At 64.8% G+C, this 23,035-nt stretch carries 15 protein-coding genes; 2 read left to right on the forward strand and 13 right to left on the reverse strand.

All coding sequences use genetic code 11. The features are described 5' to 3' along the window. Positions 1 to 4 precede the first annotated feature (4 nt). From J2S71_RS01430 to tyrS, 8 genes are all read right to left on the reverse strand, one after another. Entirely contained in the window at positions 5 to 2,101 is a 2,097-nt protein-coding gene (locus tag J2S71_RS01430) for a hypothetical protein (protein WP_307388313.1), read from the reverse strand. A gap of 141 nt (positions 2,102 to 2,242) precedes the next feature. After that, complete coding sequence (gene lgt, locus J2S71_RS01435; RefSeq protein ID WP_040652233.1) at positions 2,243 to 3,070, reverse strand: prolipoprotein diacylglyceryl transferase; 828 nt, start codon at positions 3,068 to 3,070, stop codon at positions 2,243 to 2,245. A 96-nt stretch (positions 3,071 to 3,166) separates the two neighbouring features. Next, complete coding sequence (locus J2S71_RS01440; RefSeq protein WP_021726919.1) at positions 3,167 to 3,454, reverse strand: NifU family protein; 288 nt, start codon at positions 3,452 to 3,454, stop codon at positions 3,167 to 3,169. 136 nt (positions 3,455 to 3,590) lie between these two features. Continuing rightward, on the reverse strand, positions 3,591 to 6,125 hold the full coding sequence (locus tag J2S71_RS01445) for a U32 family peptidase (RefSeq protein ID WP_307388315.1): 2,535 nt from the start codon (positions 6,123 to 6,125) through the stop codon (positions 3,591 to 3,593). Positions 6,126 to 6,292: 167 nt separating this feature from the next. Beyond that, positions 6,293 to 7,270, reverse strand: a complete 978-nt coding sequence (locus J2S71_RS01450) for a glucosaminidase domain-containing protein (protein WP_051332994.1) — start codon at positions 7,268 to 7,270, stop codon at positions 6,293 to 6,295. A gap of 61 nt (positions 7,271 to 7,331) precedes the next feature. Beyond that, on the reverse strand, positions 7,332 to 8,678 hold the full coding sequence (locus J2S71_RS01455) for an N-acetylmuramoyl-L-alanine amidase family protein (protein WP_307388317.1): 1,347 nt from the start codon (positions 8,676 to 8,678) through the stop codon (positions 7,332 to 7,334). A 324-nt stretch (positions 8,679 to 9,002) separates the two neighbouring features. Continuing rightward, entirely contained in the window at positions 9,003 to 10,580 is a 1,578-nt protein-coding gene (locus J2S71_RS01460) for a hypothetical protein (protein ID WP_307388318.1), read from the reverse strand. A gap of 241 nt (positions 10,581 to 10,821) precedes the next feature. After that, the gene (gene tyrS, locus J2S71_RS01465; protein WP_307388319.1) at positions 10,822 to 12,036 is read right to left on the reverse strand and encodes a tyrosine--tRNA ligase; all 1,215 of its coding nucleotides are present in this window, start codon (positions 12,034 to 12,036) and stop codon (positions 10,822 to 10,824) included. A gap of 876 nt (positions 12,037 to 12,912) precedes the next feature. On the opposite strand from tyrS, the gene J2S71_RS01470 reads away from it, so the two are divergent. Together J2S71_RS01470 and J2S71_RS01475 are read left to right on the forward strand one after the other, a co-directional pair. After that, complete coding sequence (locus J2S71_RS01470; RefSeq protein ID WP_307388321.1) at positions 12,913 to 13,590, forward strand: glycosyltransferase family 2 protein; 678 nt, start codon at positions 12,913 to 12,915, stop codon at positions 13,588 to 13,590. Between the two features lie 10 nt (positions 13,591 to 13,600). Beyond that, positions 13,601 to 13,963: a DUF2304 domain-containing protein gene (locus J2S71_RS01475; protein ID WP_021726839.1), complete on the forward strand. Its 363-nt coding sequence runs from the start codon at positions 13,601 to 13,603 to the stop codon at positions 13,961 to 13,963. Positions 13,964 to 13,991: 28 nt separating this feature from the next. Here J2S71_RS01475 and J2S71_RS01480 read toward each other — a convergent pair whose 3' ends face one another. From J2S71_RS01480 to yidC, 5 genes are all read right to left on the reverse strand, one after another. After that, a complete protein-coding gene (locus J2S71_RS01480; RefSeq protein WP_307388324.1) occupies positions 13,992 to 15,788 on the reverse strand; it encodes a phosphotransferase in 1,797 nt (598 codons plus the stop codon). A 1-nt stretch (position 15,789) separates the two neighbouring features. Continuing rightward, entirely contained in the window at positions 15,790 to 16,731 is a 942-nt protein-coding gene (locus J2S71_RS01485) for a DMT family transporter (protein ID WP_307388326.1), read from the reverse strand. Further along, a complete protein-coding gene (locus J2S71_RS01490; protein WP_307388328.1) occupies positions 16,728 to 18,419 on the reverse strand; it encodes an NTP transferase domain-containing protein in 1,692 nt (563 codons plus the stop codon). The genes J2S71_RS01485 and J2S71_RS01490 overlap by 4 nt, the downstream gene beginning before the upstream one ends. Positions 18,420 to 18,583: 164 nt before the next feature. Then, a complete protein-coding gene (locus tag J2S71_RS01495) occupies positions 18,584 to 20,665 on the reverse strand; it encodes a sulfatase-like hydrolase/transferase (RefSeq protein WP_307388330.1) in 2,082 nt (693 codons plus the stop codon). Further along, positions 20,655 to 22,586 (reverse strand): membrane protein insertase YidC, encoded by a 1,932-nt coding sequence (yidC, locus tag J2S71_RS01500; RefSeq protein ID WP_307388331.1) that lies wholly within the window; start codon positions 22,584 to 22,586, stop codon positions 20,655 to 20,657. Before yidC ends, J2S71_RS01495 begins: the two co-directional genes overlap by 11 nt. Positions 22,587 to 23,035: the final 449 nt, after the last annotated feature.

Genomic DNA, 23,035 nt, shown 5'->3' on the forward strand with positions numbered 1-23,035 from the left:
GCCGTTACTTCCTTGCCCTCGGCTTCGCGCCCCTGCGAGCGAGAGAGGCAATCGCCCCCGTTATGCAGGCAAGACCCATGGCGACGCCCGCAAAGGGAACCAGCGGTGCCGCAGGGGCGCCCGGTGACAATACTCCCACACCCCTCTGCGAGGCAGACGCAGCCGTCACGACGGTGCTTCGAAGGGCGCCCAAAAGTCCCTGGTCGTGCACCACGGGATCGCTTGCGGGGGAAGCGACATTGGTGGCGGACGTGGCATCGGGCGATGGAGCGGACAGGGAGGGGAACGCAGACGAGGGTACGCTTGGGGCACTCGTGCCAGAAGCGTGCGCCACGGCGCGGGCCCCGGCAGGAGTCGCAGCACCCCACGTGGCAGCCGCTGGCGTGGACGCCGCCTTGGTCGTCGTGATGCCTGTGGAGGCACTGGGAGTCGCGGCGGAGGATGCGGGGGTGGCGTCATCCGATGTGGGCGATGTCGGCGTCACCGTAGGCACGATTGGTTCGGGCACCACCGCGGACACGAGCATGGGTGCCATTGGCCTGCCGGGCCGAGGCGCCCTGGAAGGCAGGCGGTGGGGGGCCGCGGTGGGATGCAGCGGGTCATCGACCACGGCAATCTGGGCGTCTGCGCCCATCCTGAGCATAAAGCTCCTCATGGGATAGAAGTAGAAGTCATAGTCTGCGACCCTGCTGGGAACCATCGCCGCCTCCAACAGGGCAGAGGTGGCATGGCCCTGGCCATGGGCAACCAACATCTGAGTGCCGTCATCGGCATCCGTCGTGAGGGCGAAGGAGGAGTCAGGACTCACGAGCCTCCACGTGAACGAGGCGTCGTCGGGTACGGTCGTTGGCGGGACAAGCGGCACCCCATCATCAGCTCGAAAGCTGTTGGGCAGCGCGATGTCCCCCTGCATCTCATGGGAGGCACGCCTGCCGTCGGCATCCGTGCTCCAATAGCCAACCTGCACGGTATGCATGCTCGTCGTGGCCTGTGCCCCCTCCAGGGAGAACGTGAAGCTGCACTCAGAGCTACCTGCGGTCTCGTACGGCGTGACCTCGGACGTCGCGTCTCTGCCAAGGGTGCCGTTGGCGGCAATGACCGACGCATCGGATGAGGACGCCACCGAGACCGTGAGCCCCTTGGGGGCATCACCAGCAAGGCGCTGCTTGATGGCACCGACCACGCTGGCCCCAGCGTTGTACTGGGGGGCAAAGGACAACAGATTGATGTCATCATAGGAGGTGTCAAACTCCTGTGCCATGCGATCGACCACAGCCTGATTCTGGCCGCCCACGCCAGGGCGAGGTGCGCCGGTGGAGGTATGGGGCGCACTGGCTTGTTCGCTCTTTGGCATCGTGATGGCAATGGGCGACCCATTGACGACGAAGGTCTGCTCGACGTGCGCATAGGTCGGGGCGTCCGCCACAACGGTGACGGTCTCGCCCGGGGTGAGGTCATACGTTCCCGCTGCGTTGGAAGGCCTGTGTTCCACGCCGGCATTGACCGAGACGGCTGCACCTTCGACACTCTTGCCCTGCTCGTTCACGGTACGGACGCCAACGCTCACCGACTGGGCCTGAGAATCCTGCCGTACCGCGCCGGGGGCGGCGGCTTCCGCAGGAGTGGGGACTGCATGCTGATTAGTCTGCGTCGAAACGGGTTGCTTGGCCTGGGCCTGGCCGTCCCGATTGGCCGCAGCGGTCGCGTCGCCACTCGTGGTCTTGGTCTGCGGTACCTGGTTGCCCTTCTCGGTCTCCTCGTTCTTACTGATCTGAGCGGCCCCATTCGTCGCAGGGGGCTGCTGTGGCTGCGGGGAGGGCGTGCCCTTCTGCCCAGACGTAGGGGAGGCCTTCTTCTCCGTGGGGGCGGAAGCCTTCTTCTCTGTTGGGGCGGTGGCCCTGCCCCGCGCGTCCGGGGCACTCGCGGCGTCGGCGGTGCCGGACTGCCGGGAGGAAGGTGCCTCGCTCTGCGCGCTCGGGGCGTCCGTGGGTGTAGCGGCCAAGGCGGGTGTGGGCATGCCCTCGAGCGTGACAACAAGGGAAAGGGCCGTAACAAGACCTGCGCTCATGGCATCATGATGTGTCTGCCTCATCCTTATCATGGACGTCTCCCCTCCTCTCAGGAACGACGCGGCCGCTTGCCATACGGCATAGGGATGCACATATGCATGGTCAATCTTGCTATCAGCCTAGAGTATAGCACCTGAATCGTCACTGTATATACTCACCACATACGTAGGCGCCTATGCCACCGTGCCCTCCTGGGGCCGACGCTGTTTGCGTGAGGCAGCCAAGATGCCCATGCCCACCAGCACAAGCGGCATGGACAGGCACTGCCCCATCGTGAGCCAGTTGGTTCCCAGCAGGTACCCAAGCTGCGCGTCCGGCAGGCGCACGAACTCGATGAGGAACCTGAAGCAGCCATACAGCACGAGGAAGGCACCCATGAACGTACCCTGGGGACGTGGCGGGTACCTGCGCGAGAGCGCATAGAGCACCGCAAAGAGCACCAGGCCCTCGAGGATGGCCTCATAGAGCTGCGACGGATGCCGATACACCGCGCCGCCGCCACTGTCAGAGAACATGACGCCCCACGGCAGGTCCGTCGGCTTTCCCCACAGCTCGCCGTTGATGAAGTTTGCGCAGCGTCCGAAGAAGAGGCCCCACGGCGCGCCAATGACGGCGAGATCGCACATGGTGGGGATGGAGATGCGCAGGGCCCTGCATGCGATGGATCCCCCGACAAGCCCTCCTGCCAGGCCACCGTGGAAGCTCATGCCACCCTCGTTGAAGGCAAGCGCCTTGAGGGGATTGGCAAGGTAGTATCCCGCCCCGTAAAAGAGCACGTAACCGAGGCGTGCGCCGACGATGATGCCGATGGCCACGCCGATGACGGCGCTCATGACGTCATCGGAGGAGAGGTCGAGCTTCCAGCGGCGGGCCGTGCGCCAGATGATGATGCCAGCGACGACGAAGCCCGCCACGTAGGCGATCCCGTACCAGCGGACAGCGAGGGGCCCCAGCTGAAAGGCAACGGGATTGAGCGTGTGATAGAGCTTGTCAAGCCACATGCGGTGCCCTCTCGCCTTGAGCGTACGGATGGCCCAGGACGCCATCCTGGGCCCTTCATGCTACCAGGTATGCCGCACCTATCACAAAGAGTGGACCTACCAGGCCATGGCCGGCTCGACACGCGTGACGCCCGGGACGTGCTCCTGCAGAATACGCTCGATGCCCTCGCTCATGTCGTAGGCAGACATGGGGCAACCGGCACATGCCCCCTGCATCTCGAGCGTGACCACACCCGTGTCCTCGTCAAGCGCCACCAGCTCGACGTCCCCACCGTCCGCCTGGAGGCTCTGGCGAATCACGCCAATGGTCGCCTCCAGCAGCTCGCGGTTGACCTTGGGATGCTCGGCCTGCCGGGCATCCGCGCCCGTCTCGTTCTCTGCCATGGTGACCCTCTCCGCGCGAGGTGGGACGTCGGTTCACTACCCCACCATGTTGGTTGCAATTGCCGTCAGTCTACCCATCCCATACGATTGGATACGTTGGGTTTGCGACAGGATCATGGCGCCTCCAGCGTTGCCCTCATTCGATGGGCTCATGGAGGTGCCCTGACGTGGCACGCGCCAACCGACGTGCAGGCTTCCTGCCAGCCGCCGCAGCGCGCACCGCACGCCCCACGCGCTCCACCTCAAGGGCCGCCTCCCGCTCCGAGAGCAGCGTGCAATCCACCATCAGGCGAGAGACGCCCGCCGCGATGAGCTCTCCGATCTCGGGCGTGGCGTCCAGTGGACGAGCCGCGTAGATGTGGCTCCTGCCCGCGAGGTCCGTGCGCACGGGCAGGAGCGCGCCAGCACGGTCGCGCAGGGAGAGGCGCCTGGAGCGCAGCGCGCAGCTGGCGCAGTCGTGGATGCAGCGACCCGTCGTCTGCAGCACGCAATGCTCGCTGGTCATGGCGCGCAGGCGGCCGCTCACGATGAGGCCACACGGCACGGATGACGCCTTGCCCAGCGCACAGGCCTCCTCCAGCGTCAGCTCGGGAGAGAGCCAGAGGCCCTTGGCCCCCGCCTGCTCCAGAGCGACGAGGGTGCTCTCGTTGTGTGCGGGAATGCACTCGCGCACCTCGGGCAGGGAGCCACGCTCGAGCGCGAGCACAAGTTCGCTCATGTTGCCCACGGCGCAGGGCGCACCTTGCTCCACCAGCGGATCGAGCCGCTGGTGGTCGGGCTCGCGGCACACCTCGTCGAGCCAGGGCACAACCGTGATGCCCTCCGGCCACGCAGCGTCTTGCCGTCGGGCTTCCTCGCACGCATCCGGCGTCGCATAGAGGCGCGTCGCCCCTGCGGTCACGGCCGCTTGAGCCAGGACGGGCGTGGGCACCAGCGCGCACACCTCTGCCGCACGCGAAACACTGGGAGCGGCAAGGCCGGCCTCCCTGCGCACGAAGCGCAGGTGAGTGGCAAGGTCCTCCCCGTCAGGCACGCGGGCGAGGCCCTCCTCGCGCACCGCGGCCGAGCTGGGCGACAGGATCGTCTCCTCGAGCAGGCGGCAGGCCTTGGCACGCACCCCATGCACGGCCGAGAAGCCCATGCCGCAGCCCTCGTCCACCTCGACCTCGAAGGCAACCGGCACAAAGGGGCTCTGGCCCATGCGGCCCACATGCTCCACGAGGTCCTCGCGCGTGACGGCCCTGGTGCGCGCCGCCTCCACCACAAAGCCCTCCGCACGGGCCGTGGCCCCGCCATCCACGCAGGCAAGCTCCACCACGAACGGTTGGCCCAGGCGGGCCTCCACGCGTACGCGCACGGGCCTCTTGTACCGGTCATCCCCTGTGGCAACGCGCGCCGCCTCGTCCATGGCCGCCTGTGAGCGGATGACGCGCACGGGGCAACCTGCGGCCATGGGGCGCACGGTCTTGCAGCAGATGGTCTCACCCACACGGGCGTCCGCCGGGACATGGGTCGTCAGGAACTGCGTGGGGTCGTCCATCGGGCGCACCTCGAGCAGGTCACCCTCCCCCACCGACCTGTCCAGCCTGATGTCCACCTCGGCAAAGGTCTTGAACCTCAACCGCTCGCGTCCGCCGTTGGCACCGCCGCGACGTACGCGGCCACCACCGAGGTCACGCGTGGCCACGACGATCCCCACCAGCTCGCCACGATTGTTGGAGCGCTCGTAGCTCATCATGTCGTCGTCGGACGTCCCGTCCAGGTAGGCGTGCGTGAAGTCGCGGTTGAAGGCGCGACGCAGCCGCTGGTGGCGCTCAGCCTCTTCCACATCGGTGGGAAGGCGGCCTGCCGCCAGGTCATCCAGCTGCGCACGATAGGCGGAGACGACGGAGCACACGTAGTCCGGGGCCTTCATGCGACCCTCCACCTTGAGCGAGCCCAGGCCCGCCTGGGCAAGGCGCGGCAGGTCCTCGATGGTGCAGTAGTCCTTGGGACACAGGGGCAGGCGACGTCCCGGCGCCGAGATGCTCGCGCCGTCCTCGTCCACCAGCTGGTAGGGCAGGCGACAGGGCTGCGCGCACATGCCACGGTTGGCGGAGCGCCCTTTGGCAAGCGAGCTCATCATGCAGATGCCGGAATAGCAGAAGCAGAGTGCGCCATGCCCAAAGCTCTCGAGCTCGACGCCCTCCTGGGCGATGCGCGCCATCTCGGGCACGGAGAGCTCGCGCGAGAGGGTCACGCGCTCCACCCCAAGCTCCCGACACCATGCCGTGGCACGGGCGTCGTGAATGTTGGCCTGCGTGGAGATGTGGCATTCCATTTGGGGAAAGCGGTGGCGTATCTCAAAGAGCAGGCCCCAGTCCTGGATGATGAAGGCGTCCGCACCCAGCAGCCACGCCTTGCGCACCAGGGCGAGCACACGGGGCATCTCGCACGTACGGATGACCACGTTGACCGTCACGTACACGCGCACGTCCGCAAGATGGGCCGCGCGGCAGGCGGCCTCGAAGGTCTCACAGGTGAAGTTGTGCGCGCTGCGACGGGCATTGAAGTCGTTGCCCAGGGCGCAGTAGATGGCATCCGCACCGGCGGCGAGGGCGGCATTGAACGGCTCGGGGCCACCAGCGGGCGCGAGCAGCTCCGGAACGGCATGGGTATCGCGAAAGCGCACGGGGTCAGATCCCTTCGTGCAGGGGGTCAGGCGGGCAGCAGCCCATGATAGCGCAGCGGGACGTCCGGGGGAGGCAGCCGTACACGAAGGGAATGGCCCAGGAGGCTCCCTGGCCAACCCCTGGCATCCGCGCACGAAACGCCACTGCAGGTCACACCGACGATCGCCTAGTAGCCCAAGCCAAGGTAGCGATCCTCGAGCGAGACGATCCTCATGCCATAGCCAGCGTCAGCGGCCCAGCCCACGCCTGCGGGATAGTCTGGGATGCCCAGCCCCTGCACCATGGTCACACTGCCCCGGCGCACATAGCCAAAGCGTGGGTCCAGACGGGCTCTCACCAAGTCCGCCGTGCTGGCATAGGCCTTGAGATGCTGGACCTGCACCCGAAGTCCCGCCCGCACGCCATCCGAGCTGCCATCGCCATCTAGGTCCATGCGCAGGTCGTTGCCCTTGGCGCCACCGCCCACGGCACCGATGCCGGCAAAGTTGCACTGCTCGACGGAGACGTCCCCGCCAAACCTGAGCCAATTGGTCTCCAGCATCACCTGGGCAAAGACGATCTCACCGCTGACGCCCTCGGTGTCCGCCTCCTCGACGAGCACCCGGCAGAACTGGTCTATGGTGGCCGCCCCCTGGGATGCGTACACGGAGGAGGGATAGGAGGACTCCCCCACCGCCTGCCGATAGGCGCGCGCCATCTGCTGCGCCGTGACCGTCGTGGGCCCCATGATGGCCTGCGGCCGCTGGGAGGCCCCCGTCCAGGCGCCCGACGAGGCCAGCTGCCAGTAGGTGGCCCCATCCCACAGCCAGCCGGTTGCCATGGCACCGGACGCGCAAAGGTAGTACCAGGAGTCATCCACGCGCAGCCAGCCGGTGGCCATCGCCCCGGAGTCCCGCAGGTAATACCAGGAGCCACCCAGATACTGCCAGCCCGTGCGCATCGTGCCCGCCGCGTCGAAGTAGTACCAGCTGCCGTCGATGGCATGCCAGCCCGTCACCCGCGTACCGGCCTCGACGTACTGCCACGTCTGGCCCTCGTGCACCCAACCGTCACTCGGCTGGGCGAGGGCAGGCGTCTGTCCCACTGTCAGGACGCATGCGATGCCCGCTGCCACGAGTCCCACAAGTCTCAGGACGCGCCTCATGCGCTCCCCCTCCGTGAACGTGAGCGAGCGTCGGCCACCCAGGGTGAGCCGGCACCATGCCCTACCTGCTGGCACCCGTCCAGGCACCGGACGGGCCAAGCTCCCATTCCCGAGCGCCCTCGCGTTGCCATCCCGTGAGCATGGCGCCCGAGCCGCCGAGGAGGTACCAGGAACCTCCGACTTTCACCCAACCGGTGGCCATGGCGCCAGAATCGTAGAGGTAATACCATGCGCCATCCGTCCATATCCAGCCCGTATGCATGGCACCCGAGGAGGGGTCGAGGTAGTACCACGTGGAGCCAATGCGCTGCCAGCCCGTGATACGGGCACCGGAACCATCGAAGTAGTACCAGGAGCCATCCAGCCGACGCCAGCCGGTCGCCATGGCGCCTGAGGCATCAAACCAGTAGTGAACGCCACCGATGATCTGCCACCCCGTGACCATATAGCCCTGGCCATCCAAGTAGTACCAGGCATTGCCCAGGTACCTCCAGGCACTCCGAACGTACGAGCCACTCTCCCTGACCATCCAATGCTGGCCATCGGATGACCGCTCCCAGGTGGCGGCCAGGCCATAGTAACGCATGATGGCATCCGCATCGGCCCTGCCCATGGCCTCGGCATGGCGATTGAGGTTATAGGCATCGGAGGCGTTGTCGATGAAGCCGTGCTCCACGATGATGCCGGTGAAGCCATATTCGCGGGCATGGCGGATGACGGCGTAGTAGTCGGAGAGCGACCCGTCGGGATAGGTGTCCTCGACGTTCTTGCGCTGGAAGATGCCGCGGCGCGCGATGCCATAGGGCTCGCCGTTGGTGAGCGCATCGAGGATGGCGCTTGCGAGGCCCTGTCCCTGCGTGCCGCATTCGGGAAAGTACGAGATGTCCGTGCGGGGATACCACACCTCGGCACCAGAACTGCCACCGGAGTTGACGTGCAGGCTCACATACACGCTTGCGCCGGCCTTGTAGGCCTTGGTCACACGAGCCTGCAGCTCAAGGGCGGCGTTGGTGCTGAACACGCAGGTGTCGGAATCGCGAATCATACACACGGTGATGCCATGACTCTCGAGCTCCGCCTTAGCGGCCATTGCAATGCGCAGGTTGAGGGCCTTCTCCTGGAGGCCGTTGCCCACGGCGCCGGCGTCGTTGCCGCCATGACCCGCATCGAGCGCAACCACGAACTTACCCGAGCTGCCGAGGCCCGTGGAGCGCATGCGCCTCGTGGTCGTGGTCTGCGGCGGGAGGGCGTCGTTGATCCTCTGCATGTCCTCGTCAGAGATGGGTGCGGTCTCGGCATCATCGGTGGCCTCGGTGGCAGATGCGCGGCCTGGTGTAGTCAGTAGCACCGAGAACATCAGCGCAAAGGCTGTCACGAGGACGATGGGCATGGACTTCTTCTGCCTCACTGCGAGCTCCTCCCCGCCGGATACGGGCCACCAACCCTCTGTCCAGCATACTAAAGGAAGCGCCTGTCCCACCTTTCCTCATACATTCTGCGTGTGGGGAGGGCAAGGGATGGATGGCCGTGCGGTGACGGACCCATGGCGCTCATTGACAAGGATGGCCTCGCCTTTCCTGTTCTCAATACGCCTCATGCGAACCGAGCGCCTCACCACCTGAATGCGATGGTCGCTTCCCCTACGAGCAGGTAGGCATCACCTCTGTGGGGCAAGAAGTCAATTCCAGATGTATCGGCCCCTGCGCTGGGCAGCCAGAGCTGGTAGCCATAGTCAGCCGCTCTCGTAGAAACGAATGATGTAAGCAGTTGCGTCATCCGTCTGCCCAGCGATGGCATCGACGACCTCGTAGCGTGCATCTGCGGCATAGTGCTCGTCGAGGTAGGCCACGAGCTTGTCCGCAGTGGAGGTGTCATATGTCACGAGTCGGACCTTTGGATTGTCAACCAGACCTTTTAGCAGGTTGTCGATGCCATATCGCCTTCTGCGCGCCTTGAGTGCAGGGGACCCCTCAGCCCAGCCGCCCAAGGTGAAATTCCGCGACAGCATGTCGTCGTCCGGGATGATGTCGAGACCATAGGCGCCCTCAAATCCCCAGGCATATCCGGTAGCGTCCCAGGCAAACACCTCATCTGGATGATTGCGCTCATATGAGAGAATGGCGCTCTGTGGCACGTAGCTTCGCTGGTTGAGGTTATGGCCCAGCTTTTGCAACGAGGCATGCGGCAGGAGAAGCGTGCCTCCCCATAGGCATGTCACAAGAATGCAGGTCACGGATAGCGCCGCCATGCCCATCGCGGCGCGGGGAGCCCCATCGTTCCTGCTATGCCTCGCATCCTGGCGAACGTCCCTCTCGCACAGGCCCGAAAGGGTCATGCCAAGCGCGGCACAGAGGAAGAGGGGCGTCACTACCCTGTCGGGAACCCTCCCATCCGAATAGACGTATGCATATTCGGCGCAGCACAGCACCGCAAAGCAGAGCATGGAAAGTAGGATGGCCTTCGTTGCCCTTCCACGCCGTCTCTCATCAAGCACATAGGCAGCGCAGGTGACCAGCATCACCATCAGAAGCTTGCGGCAGCTTTCGATAAGATGGGCACCTGCGTTCAGGATGGTTCTCCCCACACTGGGAGTCTGCACGGCACGTTGAGCGCCTATCACCTGCAGCACATCACGGTCGAACACCTCTGGGTCGGCAAACACCCATGACTGCACCAGCCCATAGTCAGTCTCCGAGATTCCCCATGGCTCCAGCTCATGGCGCACGTCATCATACTGCCGCAGCGTGTAGTCGACAGCACTGCTACGGGCGGAACTATACAGAGACCACTCCCTGTTTTCCGGCTGCTGCCAGATGGCGAGATCAAACGCAGCAAGGGCAAGGCAGCCGATAAGCGCCATGGCAATCGGACGGAGGCGAGAGCCCATGGCATGCGTCTCATGGTCGCTGGAACTCAGCACTCCCCTCGACACGAACACAAGGGCGACGGCGCACGCCGGCACAAGAAGAAGAGCTATCTCCCAGCGTAGGGCGCACCCCATCATCACAAGGATGACTCCAAGAGGATAGGGCGCGACACTCCGAGCAGAGGCGGCATTGCTTATGAGCGTCGCACAACCGGCGATAAAGCAGAGTGCCGCAACATAGGTGAAGTTTGATCCAATCGTTACCCCTGCGAGTGTCAGGAAGATCGTCCCTGAGGCAACGATGGATGGTCCGAGGCGATGGCGCCAAAAAAGCGCCCATGCCAGGAGGCAAGCCATCGAAAGCAGCGACAGGACGAACTCGAGCGCATAGAACCCGTTGACGGACGGGAGGAGGGCATTGATCCCCAAGGAGATGTAGCTCACGACGGCATTTACGAACAGACAGGGAGTAGTTGCCCCAACACGACCGGAAAGCATCAGGGAGATGCTCCAGTCATCATCCACTCCACGTGGGTCATCATGAAAGACTGCCAGAGCAGGCGCCAGGACAAGCGCCGCGAGAGCGAATGACACCACAAGCACGTGCCGTCTGGTTTGCAACCAGCGGTCAATCCGCATGCAGGCATGCGCGACGAGCGGGATGCGCTCCTGCATCGTCATTCGTCTATGCCAGCCGCACGAACTTGCGCTTGCCAACCTGCAGCACCGTTTTGGCAGACAGCAGGGATGGCTCCACGTTGTAGCTCTTGGCAGCCAGCCTCCTGCCATCAATCTTGACAGAGCCCTGGTCAATCATGCGGCGAGCCTCGCCGGCAGACCTCACCAGGCCAGCATCTGCCAGTACCTTTGCCAGGTAGACCCTTCCGTCGTCATTGAGGGTGAGGTCGGCCTTGAACTCCGGCACGTCCTCGGGAATCTCGTGCTTCTTGAAGAGGCCATCAAAGGCCGCCTCGGCCTGGGCCCCTGCGCCAGCGCCATGGTAGAGATCCACGATGTTGGCGGCAAGCTGGCGCTTGAGATGGTAGGGGTCGGCCGTCTTGTTCGCATAGGCAGCATCGATGGCGTCCACCTCATCCACGGGGACGGTGGAGCACAGACGGAAGTACATGGGCACCAGCTCGTCCGTGATGCTCATGACCTTGCCGAACATGTCGGTCGGCTCATCGGTGAGCCCCACGTAGTTGCCGTAGCTCTTGGACATCTTCCTGATGCCATCGGTCCCCACCAAAAGCGGCATCGTAAGGGCCACCTGCGGCTCCATGCCCATGGCACGCATGAGGTCGCGTCCCGCGAGCAGGTTGAATATCTGGTCGTTGCCGCCCATCTCCACATCCGCCTTGATGACCACGGAATCGTAGGCTTGGAGCACGGGATAGATGAACTCATGCAGGGCGATGGACTGCCCATTGGCATAGCGAGTGTGGAAGTCCTCGCGCTCGAGGATGCGGGCCACATTGAACTTGCTCATGAGTTCGAGCATCTTGGCCAGGTCGAGGGGCTTGAGCCAGTCGCCATTGTGGACGATCTTGGTCCTCTGGGGGTCAAGCACCTTCATGGCCTGGGCAACATAGGTCTGCGCATTGGCCTCCACCTGCCCCTCCGTGAGAGGCGGACGGGTGGAGTCACGACCGGAGGGGTCGCCGATGAGCGCGGTGCCATTGCCGATGATGAGGGTCACGTCGTGGCCGATGTCCTGGAACTGGCGCATCTTGCGCAGGGGGACGGCATGGCCCAGGTGCAGGTCAGGCGAGGTGGGATCCACACCCAGCTTGATGTTGAGGGGCGTGCCCTTCTCGAGCTTCCTCCTGAGCTCTCCCATGGGCACGATCTGCATGGTGCCCGATGTAATGATCTTGAGCTGTTCGTCGACAGAGAGCACGGGGCTTCCTCCAAGGGTAGTGATGCCACAGACAAGTAGCATAGCGCAACGGCCCGTTGCCGGCGCCCTTCCATGCGACAGCGTCAGGGCCCGCATCGTTATGCGCGTCACCGGCCACTTCCGTCGAGGGCGTGGCGCGTGCCATTGATCGAGAACGGCGTGCTGTGCACCATGGCACCACTGGCAGAGAGCCAGCACCACGAGTCGTCCCCCCTCCTCGAACCAGCCCGTGTGGCCCCTGCCATGCTCGAGGTGGTGGTACGCGCCGCTGACCAGCTGCCATCCATCCGGGACGGTGGAGCCAGGCTGGATGAGGCCGCCTGCAGTCATGATGTCCCCAGCGTATGGCCGGCCGCCCATCGTCCCGTCCGCGAGCGTCAGGCCTCCCTGCTGGGAGGAGACGTCCTCCGCCGTGGCCAAGGGGCCGTTCTTGTAGGCATGCGCAGATGCCCGCAGGGTTGGGAAGCAGGGCCCGGTTGGGATCAGCGACGAGCCTCGTGCCTATCTGGCCACGAGCGAACGTGGTGGTCATGAGGGGGTGGCCCGAGGCGGTCATGACGTCTGCGGGATGGTAGCGGGGCTCCAGCTGGTTGAGGGTCTCATAGGTATCCTCGGGCAGGCGACAGAACCTCCCCGTCTGAGGCGCGATCTGGGGTGAAAGCGCACGCAGGTAGCCGGGCGTGTTCGATGCGGGCCATCCATGATGGCCCGGCTTGAGAGCGTCAACGTGGATTCGTCAGGAAAGGCCAGCATGCCCACGCGCCACGGCCGCGGTGCCCGCAATGCGGGCGTATCCCATGAATGTTCCCAGCCGCCCCACAGAATCGCATACACTGGTCAGGGTTTGTCAATCCGCTATGCACAGGGAGCCGCCTCGTGAGGGTGCTTGCCATCATACCCGCCTACAACGAGCAGGAATGCATCGAGGACACCGTGGATGAGCTGGTACGCACCTGCCCACAGGTGGACTACCTCGTCGTGAACGACGGCTCGGCAGACGACACGCCACAGATCCTCGACCGGCGGGGCTTCAATCACATCGACCTTCCCGTCAACTGCGGACTCTCCGCCGGCGTGCAGGCGGGCATGAAGCATGCGCTGCGCAACGGCTACGACGCTGCCGTGCAGTATGATGCGGACGGGCAGCACATGCCCATCTACCTCGCGTCGATGGCACAGGCCATCGAACACGGCGCAGACATCGTCATCGCATCGCGTGGGGCCGCCGGGAGTGGGGCCGTTGGTGTGCGCGGCGCCGGCGCCAAGCTCATCACCTGGCTCATTCGCCACACCACACATCAGACCATCCAAGACCCCACCTCGGGCATGCGCATGTACGATCGCGCCATGATGGAGGTCTTCGCCAACGGTTTCGACATCACGCCCGAGCCGGACACCGTGGCCCTGCTCATCCGCAAGGGCGCCCGCGTGGTGGAGGTGCCCGCCCAGATGCGCGAGCGTCAGGGCGGCACCAGCTATCTCCGCTTCATGAGCTCCATCCGCTACATGCTGCGCACGTGCCTGTCGCTGCTGCTCTTCCAATGGTTTAGGTAAGGGGTGCCCCATGAGCCCGGTCCTTCGCGTCCTTCTGATCCTCGTCACCATCATCGCCCTGGGCGTGGTGGTGCGACGCATCCGCAAGCGCAAGATTCGCGTCTCGGAGTCGGTCTATTGGGTGGTGGCCGCCGTCGTACTGCTCGTCCTGGCCGTCTTCCCGCAGATTGCGTTCTTCTTCTCCCGGCTTACCGGCTTCCTCTCGCCCAGCAACTTCGTGTTCGTGGTGCTCATCGCCCTCATGCTGCTCAAGCTGTTTGACCAGGCCTGCGACATCTCGGTGCTCACCCACAAGGTCGAGGTGCTCTCGCAGGAGCTTGCGCTCGACCGGCACGAGCGGGGGCACGACGCCGCCAAGCCCTCAAAACAATAGGATCGCCATGTGCCTCGCGACATGAGGCCTAGTCCGCCTGAGCCGCCTCCTCGTACCAGGAGAGCACCTTGTCAACGTTGTCCGCGGCGTAGCGGTAGTAGACGAACAGCCACTCGCCCACGTTGTCGCCCTCGGACTCCTTCTCGAGCGACCACAGGTACCAGCACCAGCCGGCGAACACCACATAGCTCCAGAAGTGACGGCGCTCTGCCGCCGTGGCGGGCCGACCGAAGTAGTACTCGAGCGCCCGCTCGGCACGCTCGTCGGAGAGCTGGCAGCACACCACGAACGTGCCGTAGTCGCTGGCCACGTCCGACATGCCCGCATACTCCCAGTCGATGAGGCTCATGGCGTCGTTCTCGTCCACCAGGAAGTTGAGCTCGAAGAAGTCGTTGTGTGAGACGCAGATGGGGTACCCATCCGCGTCCGCATGCTCCTTGAGGCGCATGACCTTGTCCTTGAGCTCCTGATAGCCAGGCACCTCGATGGGGCCGCCCTCCAGCAGGAGCCGCTCGTACTCCAGACCCTGCAGCACGAAGTCAAAGCGGCGATCGAGCCTAGCGCCGCTCTCGTGCAGCTTGCGGCCCATCTCCATGGCACGACGCAACTGGTCGTCGTTGCCGGAGTCCAGGTTCTTGGCGTTCGTCACGAAGCGCGAGAGCTTCCAGCCATGCTCCTCGTCCTCGTAGATGAAGGTGCTGTCCAGCCCCAGCTCCTTGGCAAGGCGCAGGCCGGCCGCCTCGCTCGCACGGCTCACGAGCTTCTCCGTGCCCACGCCAGGATGGCGGTAGACGTACTCCTGCTTGTCCGTGCCCTCCCCCACGGAGAAGTGGCAGGAGAGGTTGGTGAGCCCCTGCTTGAGCGGCCAGAACTCGTGAATGTCATCCTTGTCGCAGTGCAGGATGGATACGATGTTGTCAAAGATCCTGGAGTCCACGTTCTCCATGAAGCGTGGGTCGAAGCTGCGCAGCTGATCCAGGGAGTCAAACTCGTTGATCACGCCCGCCGGGTACTCACGCGCCACCATCGAGAGTTCGCGCAGGTGATCGGCATAGATGCCCTCCCAGAGCTTGTCCGCGGTCTCGGGGCGGTTGTAGTCCTGCTCCAGCGCCCTCACGAACCCCTCGGAGAACGCCCGGTCGAAGTAGGCGTGTCCCAGCATGACCAGCGCATTGGTGCCACCCACGCTGATGCCCATGATGCGCCCGGCGGCGCCCGTGGAGACGCACCACTCGTCCGTGTGGCCCTCCACGCGCTCGCAGGCATAGTAGGCGCCGTACACGTAGCGTTCGAAGGGGTTCTGCGTGAAGTAGTCGTCCGACGAGCACACGTAGGTGTTGGCCAGACGGTCGCGCACGAGCCACAGGGTACCGTTGTTGTTACGCGTGGCGTAGGTGGGGTTGACCACGATGGTGACGCCATACTTGCTGCGCAGGTAGAAGAAGTACTCCTTCTTGTAGCCCACGACCACGGTGATGTCGGTGACGCCGGCATCCATGAGCTGGCGGATCTGACGCTCGATGAGCACCTCGCCATGGGCCTTGAGCAGGCCCTTGGGCAGCTCATACGAGATGGGGGCAAAGCGCGACGAGAGGCCCGCCGCCATGATGACGGCATTGTCCACCGCATAGGGCTCGAGCGCCTCCATGCCCGCCTGCGTGATGCGCCCATCCTGCACGTACTCCGCATCCTCGCACACGCGCAGCGACGAGTTGACGGTGCCCAGCGAGAGGCCGCTCTCGGCGGCAAGCTCGCGCTGGCTCACGGGGCCCTCCTGGGCCGCGATGGTCTTGAGCAGATTGAACTCGCTCTTGGAGAGGGTCATGCTAGGCCTCCTGTGACGTGGCGCCAAGCATCGAACGAACGTCCGTCGCCGCGCAGATGGCACCCAGGATGATCACGATGGCGCAGACGACGCCCTTGACGTCGGGGATGGACCCCAGAATGATGAGTGAGATGGGTATGGCCCACGCCGAGTAGGTGATGTTGACCGCCATGGCGCGTGACGCGCCGATGAGGTCGATGGCACGGTAGTAGCAGAGGTAGGACACCGTGCCCGAGGCGCCCGCGAGCGCGACGAAGGGCATGGCATCGCTGCCAAGCACGTCCGTCGCAAAGCCCCAGCCGCCCAACACCGGCAGGATGATGGCGGCATAGGCAAGCGCCGAGGTGGTCTGCCTGATCTGCATGGCCACCTCGTTGTCCACAGCGGTGTTCCTGAGGCCCCAGTCGACGACGACCGCCTCGGTGCCCCAGCCCAACACGCAGGCGAGCGCACCGATGATACCCACGGTCCAGTTGCCGGGAATGCCCTCGGCAGGCGTGTAGCCCAGCACGGCCACCGCGGCAAGGCACGCGATGAGACCCAGCCACTGAAACCAGTGCATGCGCTCCTTGAGCGCGATGGCCGCCAGGAAGGCCCCCCATGCCGGGAAGAAGGCGGAGATGGCGGCGGCATAGGACGCCCCGATGTTATTGACCGAGATGACGTAGCCCGTCATGCCGAGGGGGCCACCGATGAGCGCTGCCCCCATGATCACGAGGCCGGCCCGCGTCTTGAGGATGGCCAGCGTGTCCTTGAGCTTGCGACGCAGCGCCATGTAGACGAACGCCGTCACGGCCGAGCCCGCGTCATGCAGGAACGTGCTCACGAACGCCGCGAGCGCGATGGCCTGCGGCGTGGAGACGAAGACGCCCTTCGCGAGCGCCACCGAGAGGATGACCGTATCGAGCGCCCAGGTGAGCGCCGCCCCAAAGCCCCAGATCATGAGTGAGCCCCTTTCGTCCCGTCCTCATACCAGGCGAGGACCATGTCGATGTAGTCGGCGCAGTAGCTGCGGTAGATGTCCAGCCACGAGCCCACGCCGGCACCCTCCGCCTCCTTCTCGAGCGCCCAGACGTACCAGCACCATCCGCCCAGGACCACACGGGCCCAGAAGTGCCTGCGCTCCTCGAAGGTCGCCGGGCGACCAAAGTAGGCGTCGATGGCGGCATCGCCTCGTGCGCGGTCGGCGTCGCTGCAGATGATGAAGGTGGCCGTGTCGTTGCCGGGGTCGCCCATGCCGGCAAACTCCCAGTCAATGACAAAGAGCTCGTCGTCCTCGCCCACGAGAAGGTTGAGTGGCAGGTAGTCGTTGTGGCTGAAGACCGCCTCGTAGCCGTCCGCCTGGGCATGCCCGTTGACGCGCACCACCTTGTCGCGCAGCTCATGGTAGCCAGGCGCGGTGATGTCGCCATGCTCCTCGAGCAAGGTCTCGTAGCCTACGCCATCGGCAAAGAAGTCGAACGTGGCGGGGATGTGCGCCCCCGACTCGTGGAGGCGTCGCGCGCACTCCATGGCACGACGCACGTCAGCGGGATCCGTGGGGTCGATGGTGCGGGCGTTGCGCACGAAGTGGGAGATCTTCCACCCGCTCGTGGGGTCCTCGTGGACGAAGGTCCCGTCGATGCCCATGCGTACGGCGACCGCCTCGGCGTCCGTCTCTGCTTGGCGGTTGATGAACTTGTCGGTCCCCACGCCAGGATGGCGGTATACGTACTCCCACCTGCGCTCGCCCTCCCCCACGGAAAAGTGGAAGGAGAGGTTGGTGAGGCCCTGCCCCACGGGACGGAAGTCGCCGAGGTCCCTGCGGGAGCAGCGCAACGTGGTCGTGATGTTGTCAAGCACCGCACAGTCCACGGACTCGATGAAGGCAGGATCATAGGCGACAAGCTCGTCGAGGCTGTCGAACTCGCGGATGACCCCCTCGTCGTAGCGACGCATGATCAGGGCGAGCTCGTCCAGGTGGTCGGCGTAGATGGCCTCCCACAGGCGGTCCGCCGTGGTGGGATCCTCGACCTCCGCGCCCAGGAGCCGCACGAACCGCCGGGAGAAGGGGCGGTCGAAGTAGGCGTGGCCCAGCATGACCCAGGCGTCCGCGCCGCCCACCTCGACGTAGACGATGCGCCCGTTGCCGTCCGTCCGCAGGCACCACTCGTCGGTGGGACCAGCCACGTACTCCGCCGCGTAGTAGGCACCACGCACGTAGCGCTCGAAGGGGTTCCGCTCGAAGTAGTCGTCCGACGAGCACACGAAGGTGTTGGCCAGGCGGTCGCGCACGAGCCAGAGCGTGTAGTTGTTGTTGCGCTCCGCATAGCGGTCGTTGACCACGAGGTCCACGCCGAAGGCATCCGCCAGGTAGGCAAAGCGCTCCTTCCGGTAGCCCACCACCACGGTGATGTCGGTGATGCCAGCCTCCCTGAGCTGGCGGATCTGGCGCTCGATGAGTACCTCCCCCCTCACCGTGATGAGGCCCTTGGGCGTCTTGTACGAGATGGGCACGAAGCGCGACGAGAGGCCCGCCGCCATGATGATGGCATTGTCCACCTGGTAGGGTGCGAGCGTCGCCTGGGCCGCGGCGTCCCCTGCGAGCGCACGCTGCTGGAGCCGTTCGAATTCGTCCTGCGCTATCGCCATGAAGGTCTCGTGTTTCTCCCCTGCCCACGGTGGAGGGATGTAATGTTCAACCGCTTTAGTGTACTTGCAAAGAAATGAGCGTTCAATCTATGGAGCAATAATCCATAGATTGAACGCTCCTGTGCTCATTTCCCGTGCCCATGTCCATGGATGGGAGGACTGTCCTAGTCGGACTCGACGATGGGCCAGATGGTGCCCGTCTCCGTCCAGTTTCCAAAGTCGCATGAGTCGCCGTCGATGCGCCACTGGCGGATGTAGGTGCGCCTCCAGGTGCCATTCTCGTTGACGGCGGCCGTCGCGCCATAGTAGCGTGGCCGGGGGACGTCGGGCACCTCCCACGCGGGCATGCCCGTGGGCCATGGCTCCCCACCCGTGGCGGCGAGGATGGTTGCCGGCAGGTCCATGTGGCCTGTGGGCACGTTGGAGGTCCTGCACGGTTGGCTGGAGTCGCCGCCGAGCTCCACGGAGGGTTTCACCAGGAAGATGGGCGACGAGGGTTCGCTGATCTCGTCCGTGAGGTACCAGTGCCCATGGTCGGCCGTGATGATGATGGTCGCATCATCGTACTTGCCCAGCCTCTTGAGCTGCCTCAGGTACTCGCTCACGATCTCCAGCGAGCCGCGCGACTGCTGGACCTGCGTCACCTCGCCCTGGGCGTACTCGCCATGCTCGTCCATGGTGAACGGTGGGTGCGAGCCCAGCAGGTGGATGAGACGATACGACCCCTTGCCGGAGTCCGGCTCCACCGAGAGGCCACGTCTCTGGAGCATGTGGTGGTAGGACACGTCGTCGTAGACGTAGGGCTCGTTGTCGAGGTCGACGCTGGGATCGGATGGGTCGTTGGTCCGCAGCACCGCGTTGTTGAGGTCATCGGTGTTGAACCACATCCCCGGCTTGAGCGCCCATGGCAGGTCGCGGTAGAAGGCCGCCCTTGCCAGGATGGAGATCGTGGACAGGAAGCTGTTCGGCTGGGGTGGGATGGGGTGCAGGTTGGTGACCCTGCCGTTGAGCTGCGACAGTCCGTTGTAGATGTCCCCCGAGTAGATGCTGGTGGAGTAGCCGGAGCGGTTGACGGCATCCACCAGGTTGTCGCCGCCGTACCAGCCGCGCACCAGCGTGTTGGAGAAGGCCGGGTCGTCCTGCCTGAGCGTGCGCCCCGTGGTGAGCGTGGCCAACGCGTAGCGCGTGGGGATCATGTTGCCCACGGTGTTGTGGTAGTTGGTGAAGCCCGTCATCTCGTCCAGCGCGTCGGGATACTGCGCCAGCGTCTGGTCGAGGAAGCTCACGTCAAAGGTGTCCAGCACGAACACGATCACGTTGCCCCTGTCCGAGACGTCCATGAGGCCCTCCATGGTCACCTGCGGCTTCTCGGCACTCACGGGGGTACCGTCGGCCGTGGGGCGCCGCGTGGTGAGGCCCAGCCCGATGCCCTGCGACACGGCGAGGAGCACGGCGAGGAGCACGGCCACGCCCTTGAAGGGCAGGGGCCGCCTGAGGGCGAACGCCACGGCACCCGCGATGACGACAACCCACACGAGCGCCGAGATCACCGTGATCCCCTGGAACGAGTCCCACGGAACCGGGGAGCCATCTGCCGCGGGCAGCCCGACGTTGAGCAGGAGCACCTGCAGGAAGGCCGCAAGCGCCAGAGCGCTCACCAGCGCCAGCAGGACGTTGAACGCCTTGCCCCTGGCAAGGGAGATGACGAGCGCCAGTGCGACGGCGACCGCAAGTCCCACCACGACCACCGGCTTCCAGATGGTGACGATGGTGAAGAAGAGGCTGTCCGTGCTGGCCGCCACCATCTCGAGCGCCGGCTCCACGAAGATCGTGAACACCGCCACCAAGCACACGACGAGCGCGAGGACGAGGCGCACATGCCAGGGCAGGCGTTCCTGAGCCGGGGCGTCCACGACAAGCGATGCGTGATGCGCCTGCTCGCGGGCGCGCTCATGCGCGGCGGCGTCCGAGGGGTCGACCCGATGCACCTCACCCTCCCGCACACGTGCCTCGTGCGCGCCCAGGAGTCTCAGGAGCACGCGACGCAGACGGCGCCATGCCACGCCCAGCACGGCCGAGAGGGCCACGGCCACGCCGGCGAGGGCCTGGATGGTGTAGGTCATCACCGAGGGGTCCACGTACGCGAGGGCTGGGGTGGCCAGGGCGTTGGCCCACACGCAGGCCAGCGCACAGGCAAAGGCGACGTCGCACGCCACGAGGGCACGTCTCGGCATCCTAGTCCTCATCGGTGGCCTCCTCCTCGTCCTGGGAACCCTTGGCAACCTGCTTGGCCAGGACCTCGCCCAGCAGGAACTCGCCCGCCGCCGCACCGCCGTGGCCCAGGTTGGCGATCATGCGCTCGCGCACGGTGCGAATCCGCTCCGCCCAGCGCCCGGAATCGGCCACCATGTCGTCCACGGCAGCGCGCAGGCCGGAGAGGTCCTTGGGGTCCACGGAGACGCCGATCTCGCTGCGGATGGAGATGTCCAGGGGCGTCCAGCCCGTGATCTTGGGCCAGTCGGGGTTGAGCTCCTTCATGGTGGTGTCCACGAAGAGGCAGGGCTTGAGCGTGGTGAGGGAGAACTCCTCGGCGATGGACGACCAGTCGGTGGCCAGCACGTCGGCCTCCAAGATGGAGGAATGGCCCGAGAAGTCGCACTCGAAGGTGAGCTCGTCCTCACCCACCTCGCTGTAGCGCGCCATGAGGGCATCGAGCTTGGCACGGTAGCGCTTGATGTACTCGGGATGCGGGCGTACCGTGATGTGGTAGCCATGGTCCAGGAGCTGCGCCAGCATGCCGTCGATGCAGGAGTCCAGGATGTTGTCATAGTTCCACGTGGGGGCGATGAGCACCTCGGGGCGCTCGTGGCGCACCTTCTCCATGGCCGCGTAGTCCGCAATCTCGCGGTCCAGGAGATCGTAGCCCACCAGTGGCAGCTTCTTGTGGCGCGTGCCGTAGAACTCCTCAACCGCGCGGGCGTCATCCACCTGGTGCTGGCCCACGCACATCACGGCGTCGTAGTTGGCGTACTCGCCGCGCGTGGAGGTGACGGTCATCGAGGTCATGTGGTGGGGCGCGTACACATACTCGGTGTCCTTGTCCACGTAGGAGCGCTTGATGTAGAAGTTGTCCAGGTCGCCGAGGGAGGTCACCACCACGTCGGCGTCCATCTTCATCATGAGGGTGATGAGCCGGCGCTGCCCCAGATAGTAGGGTTGGATGCGCGGCTCGGAGAGGGCCAGCTCGAACACCTGGTCGTTAGGGTCACTCGTGACGTAGTGGATGCGCACGTCGGAGTTTGCGAGCAGCCACTCGATGGCACCCTGGAAGTACTTGTAGAAGCCCGACCCCTCCGAGTAGAACACCAGGTGCTTGCCATCCACCTTGAAGAAGCGCTTGTAGTCGGCCTTCTCGCGGCGGGCGTGTGGGTCGCGCTGCCACCACCTGTGCTCGCTCCTGGTGGCCTCGACCATGGCATCGTAGGAGTCGCGCGTCTCGTTGAGCTCGTCGTAGTCGATGTACCTGGATGGCCTGATGATGAGGTTGCACACCACCTGCACCAGAATGGAGAGCAGGTTGGAGCACACCCAGTAGAAGGCCATGCCACATGCCACGAAGAACGCGAGGAACATGGAGAGCGCGATGGAGAGGCCGTTGGTAGTGTTCTTCTCCGCGCGCGACTGCTCGCGCTGCAGCGGGTTGATGTGGTTGGAGGCGACGCCCATGGCCACGGCGGACAGCGTGGCCAGAAGCACCATCACGAGGGAGGCGCCACCGTCCTGGCTGGGCACCAGGCCCAAAAACTCCGTGCCGGGAGCGCCGCTGTCGGTGATGGCGTGGATGACGTCCACGAGCGCGAACAGGATGATGACCTGGATGGCCAGGGGCACCAGGGAGAGCAGCGGGTGGTAGTGGTGCTCCTTGTAGAGGCGGTTCTGGTTCTCGTCGATGGCCTCGCGGTCGCCAAAGTAGCGCTCCTTGAGGCGGAACAGGTCGGGCATCACCTGCACCATGACGATGGAGTTCTTCTGGCACCACAGTGAGAGTGGCATGAGGACGACCTTGGACACCAGGGTGAACACGAAGATGGCCACCCAGTAGCTCCCCGTGAGGCCATGGGCCCAGTCCACGATGACCAGGAAGAGGTCGGTAAGCGGTTGAAGCATATGCGAGATGTCCCTTTTTGTCCGGAGGGCGCCCCTGTCGTTGTGGCCCCTAGGCAAGCACTCAAGTTGCTATGTTACGTCACTGATATACGGAGGGAACAGATTTATGGAAAAGCCATGAATGCTCACCAATCGATCCCCTTCTTGGTCGTCGGTGACCACGGCTGCAGCTGCCTGTAGGCAAACAGTCTCTCGCACGTCTTCTTTGCCAGAAGCCTATCGACCTCCGCATGGGTGACTATGACTTGCAGATCCACGAGGTCAGGTGCTCGCTTGCCACCCGGCTCGCTCGCACCGTGAGGCTTCTGGGCGACATGAGAGGGACGGATTCGAGACCGGGAAAGCCCATCGGGCGGATTCTAACGGTCGTCGCAACACCATGGATTTCGGAAGGAGTCCTTGGTGGGGTACGGATACGCGGGAGTCGCCCATGGGAGGCAGGGCGAGAT

Source organism: Olsenella profusa DSM 13989 (assembly GCF_030811115.1).
GTDB classification, from domain to species: Bacteria; Actinomycetota; Coriobacteriia; order Coriobacteriales; family Atopobiaceae; genus Olsenella_F; species Olsenella_F profusa.

Coding starts and splice junctions, on each gene's coding strand:
- J2S71_RS01430 (WP_307388313.1), bottom strand. CDS start 2,101: ATGATAAGGATGAGGCAGACACATCATGATGCCATGAGCGCAGGTCTT.
- lgt (WP_040652233.1), bottom strand. CDS start 3,070: ATGTGGCTTGACAAGCTCTATCACACGCTCAATCCCGTTGCCTTTCAG.
- J2S71_RS01440 (WP_021726919.1), bottom strand. CDS start 3,454: ATGGCAGAGAACGAGACGGGCGCGGATGCCCGGCAGGCCGAGCATCCC.
- J2S71_RS01450 (WP_051332994.1), bottom strand. CDS start 7,270: ATGAGGCGCGTCCTGAGACTTGTGGGACTCGTGGCAGCGGGCATCGCA.
- J2S71_RS01475 (WP_021726839.1), top strand. CDS start 13,601: ATGAGCCCGGTCCTTCGCGTCCTTCTGATCCTCGTCACCATCATCGCC.
- J2S71_RS01480 (WP_307388324.1), bottom strand. CDS start 15,788: ATGACCCTCTCCAAGAGCGAGTTCAATCTGCTCAAGACCATCGCGGCC.
- J2S71_RS01485 (WP_307388326.1), bottom strand. CDS start 16,731: ATGATCTGGGGCTTTGGGGCGGCGCTCACCTGGGCGCTCGATACGGTC.
- J2S71_RS01490 (WP_307388328.1), bottom strand. CDS start 18,419: ATGGCGATAGCGCAGGACGAATTCGAACGGCTCCAGCAGCGTGCGCTC.
- J2S71_RS01495 (WP_307388330.1), bottom strand. CDS start 20,665: ATGAGGACTAGGATGCCGAGACGTGCCCTCGTGGCGTGCGACGTCGCC.
- yidC (WP_307388331.1), bottom strand. CDS start 22,586: ATGCTTCAACCGCTTACCGACCTCTTCCTGGTCATCGTGGACTGGGCC.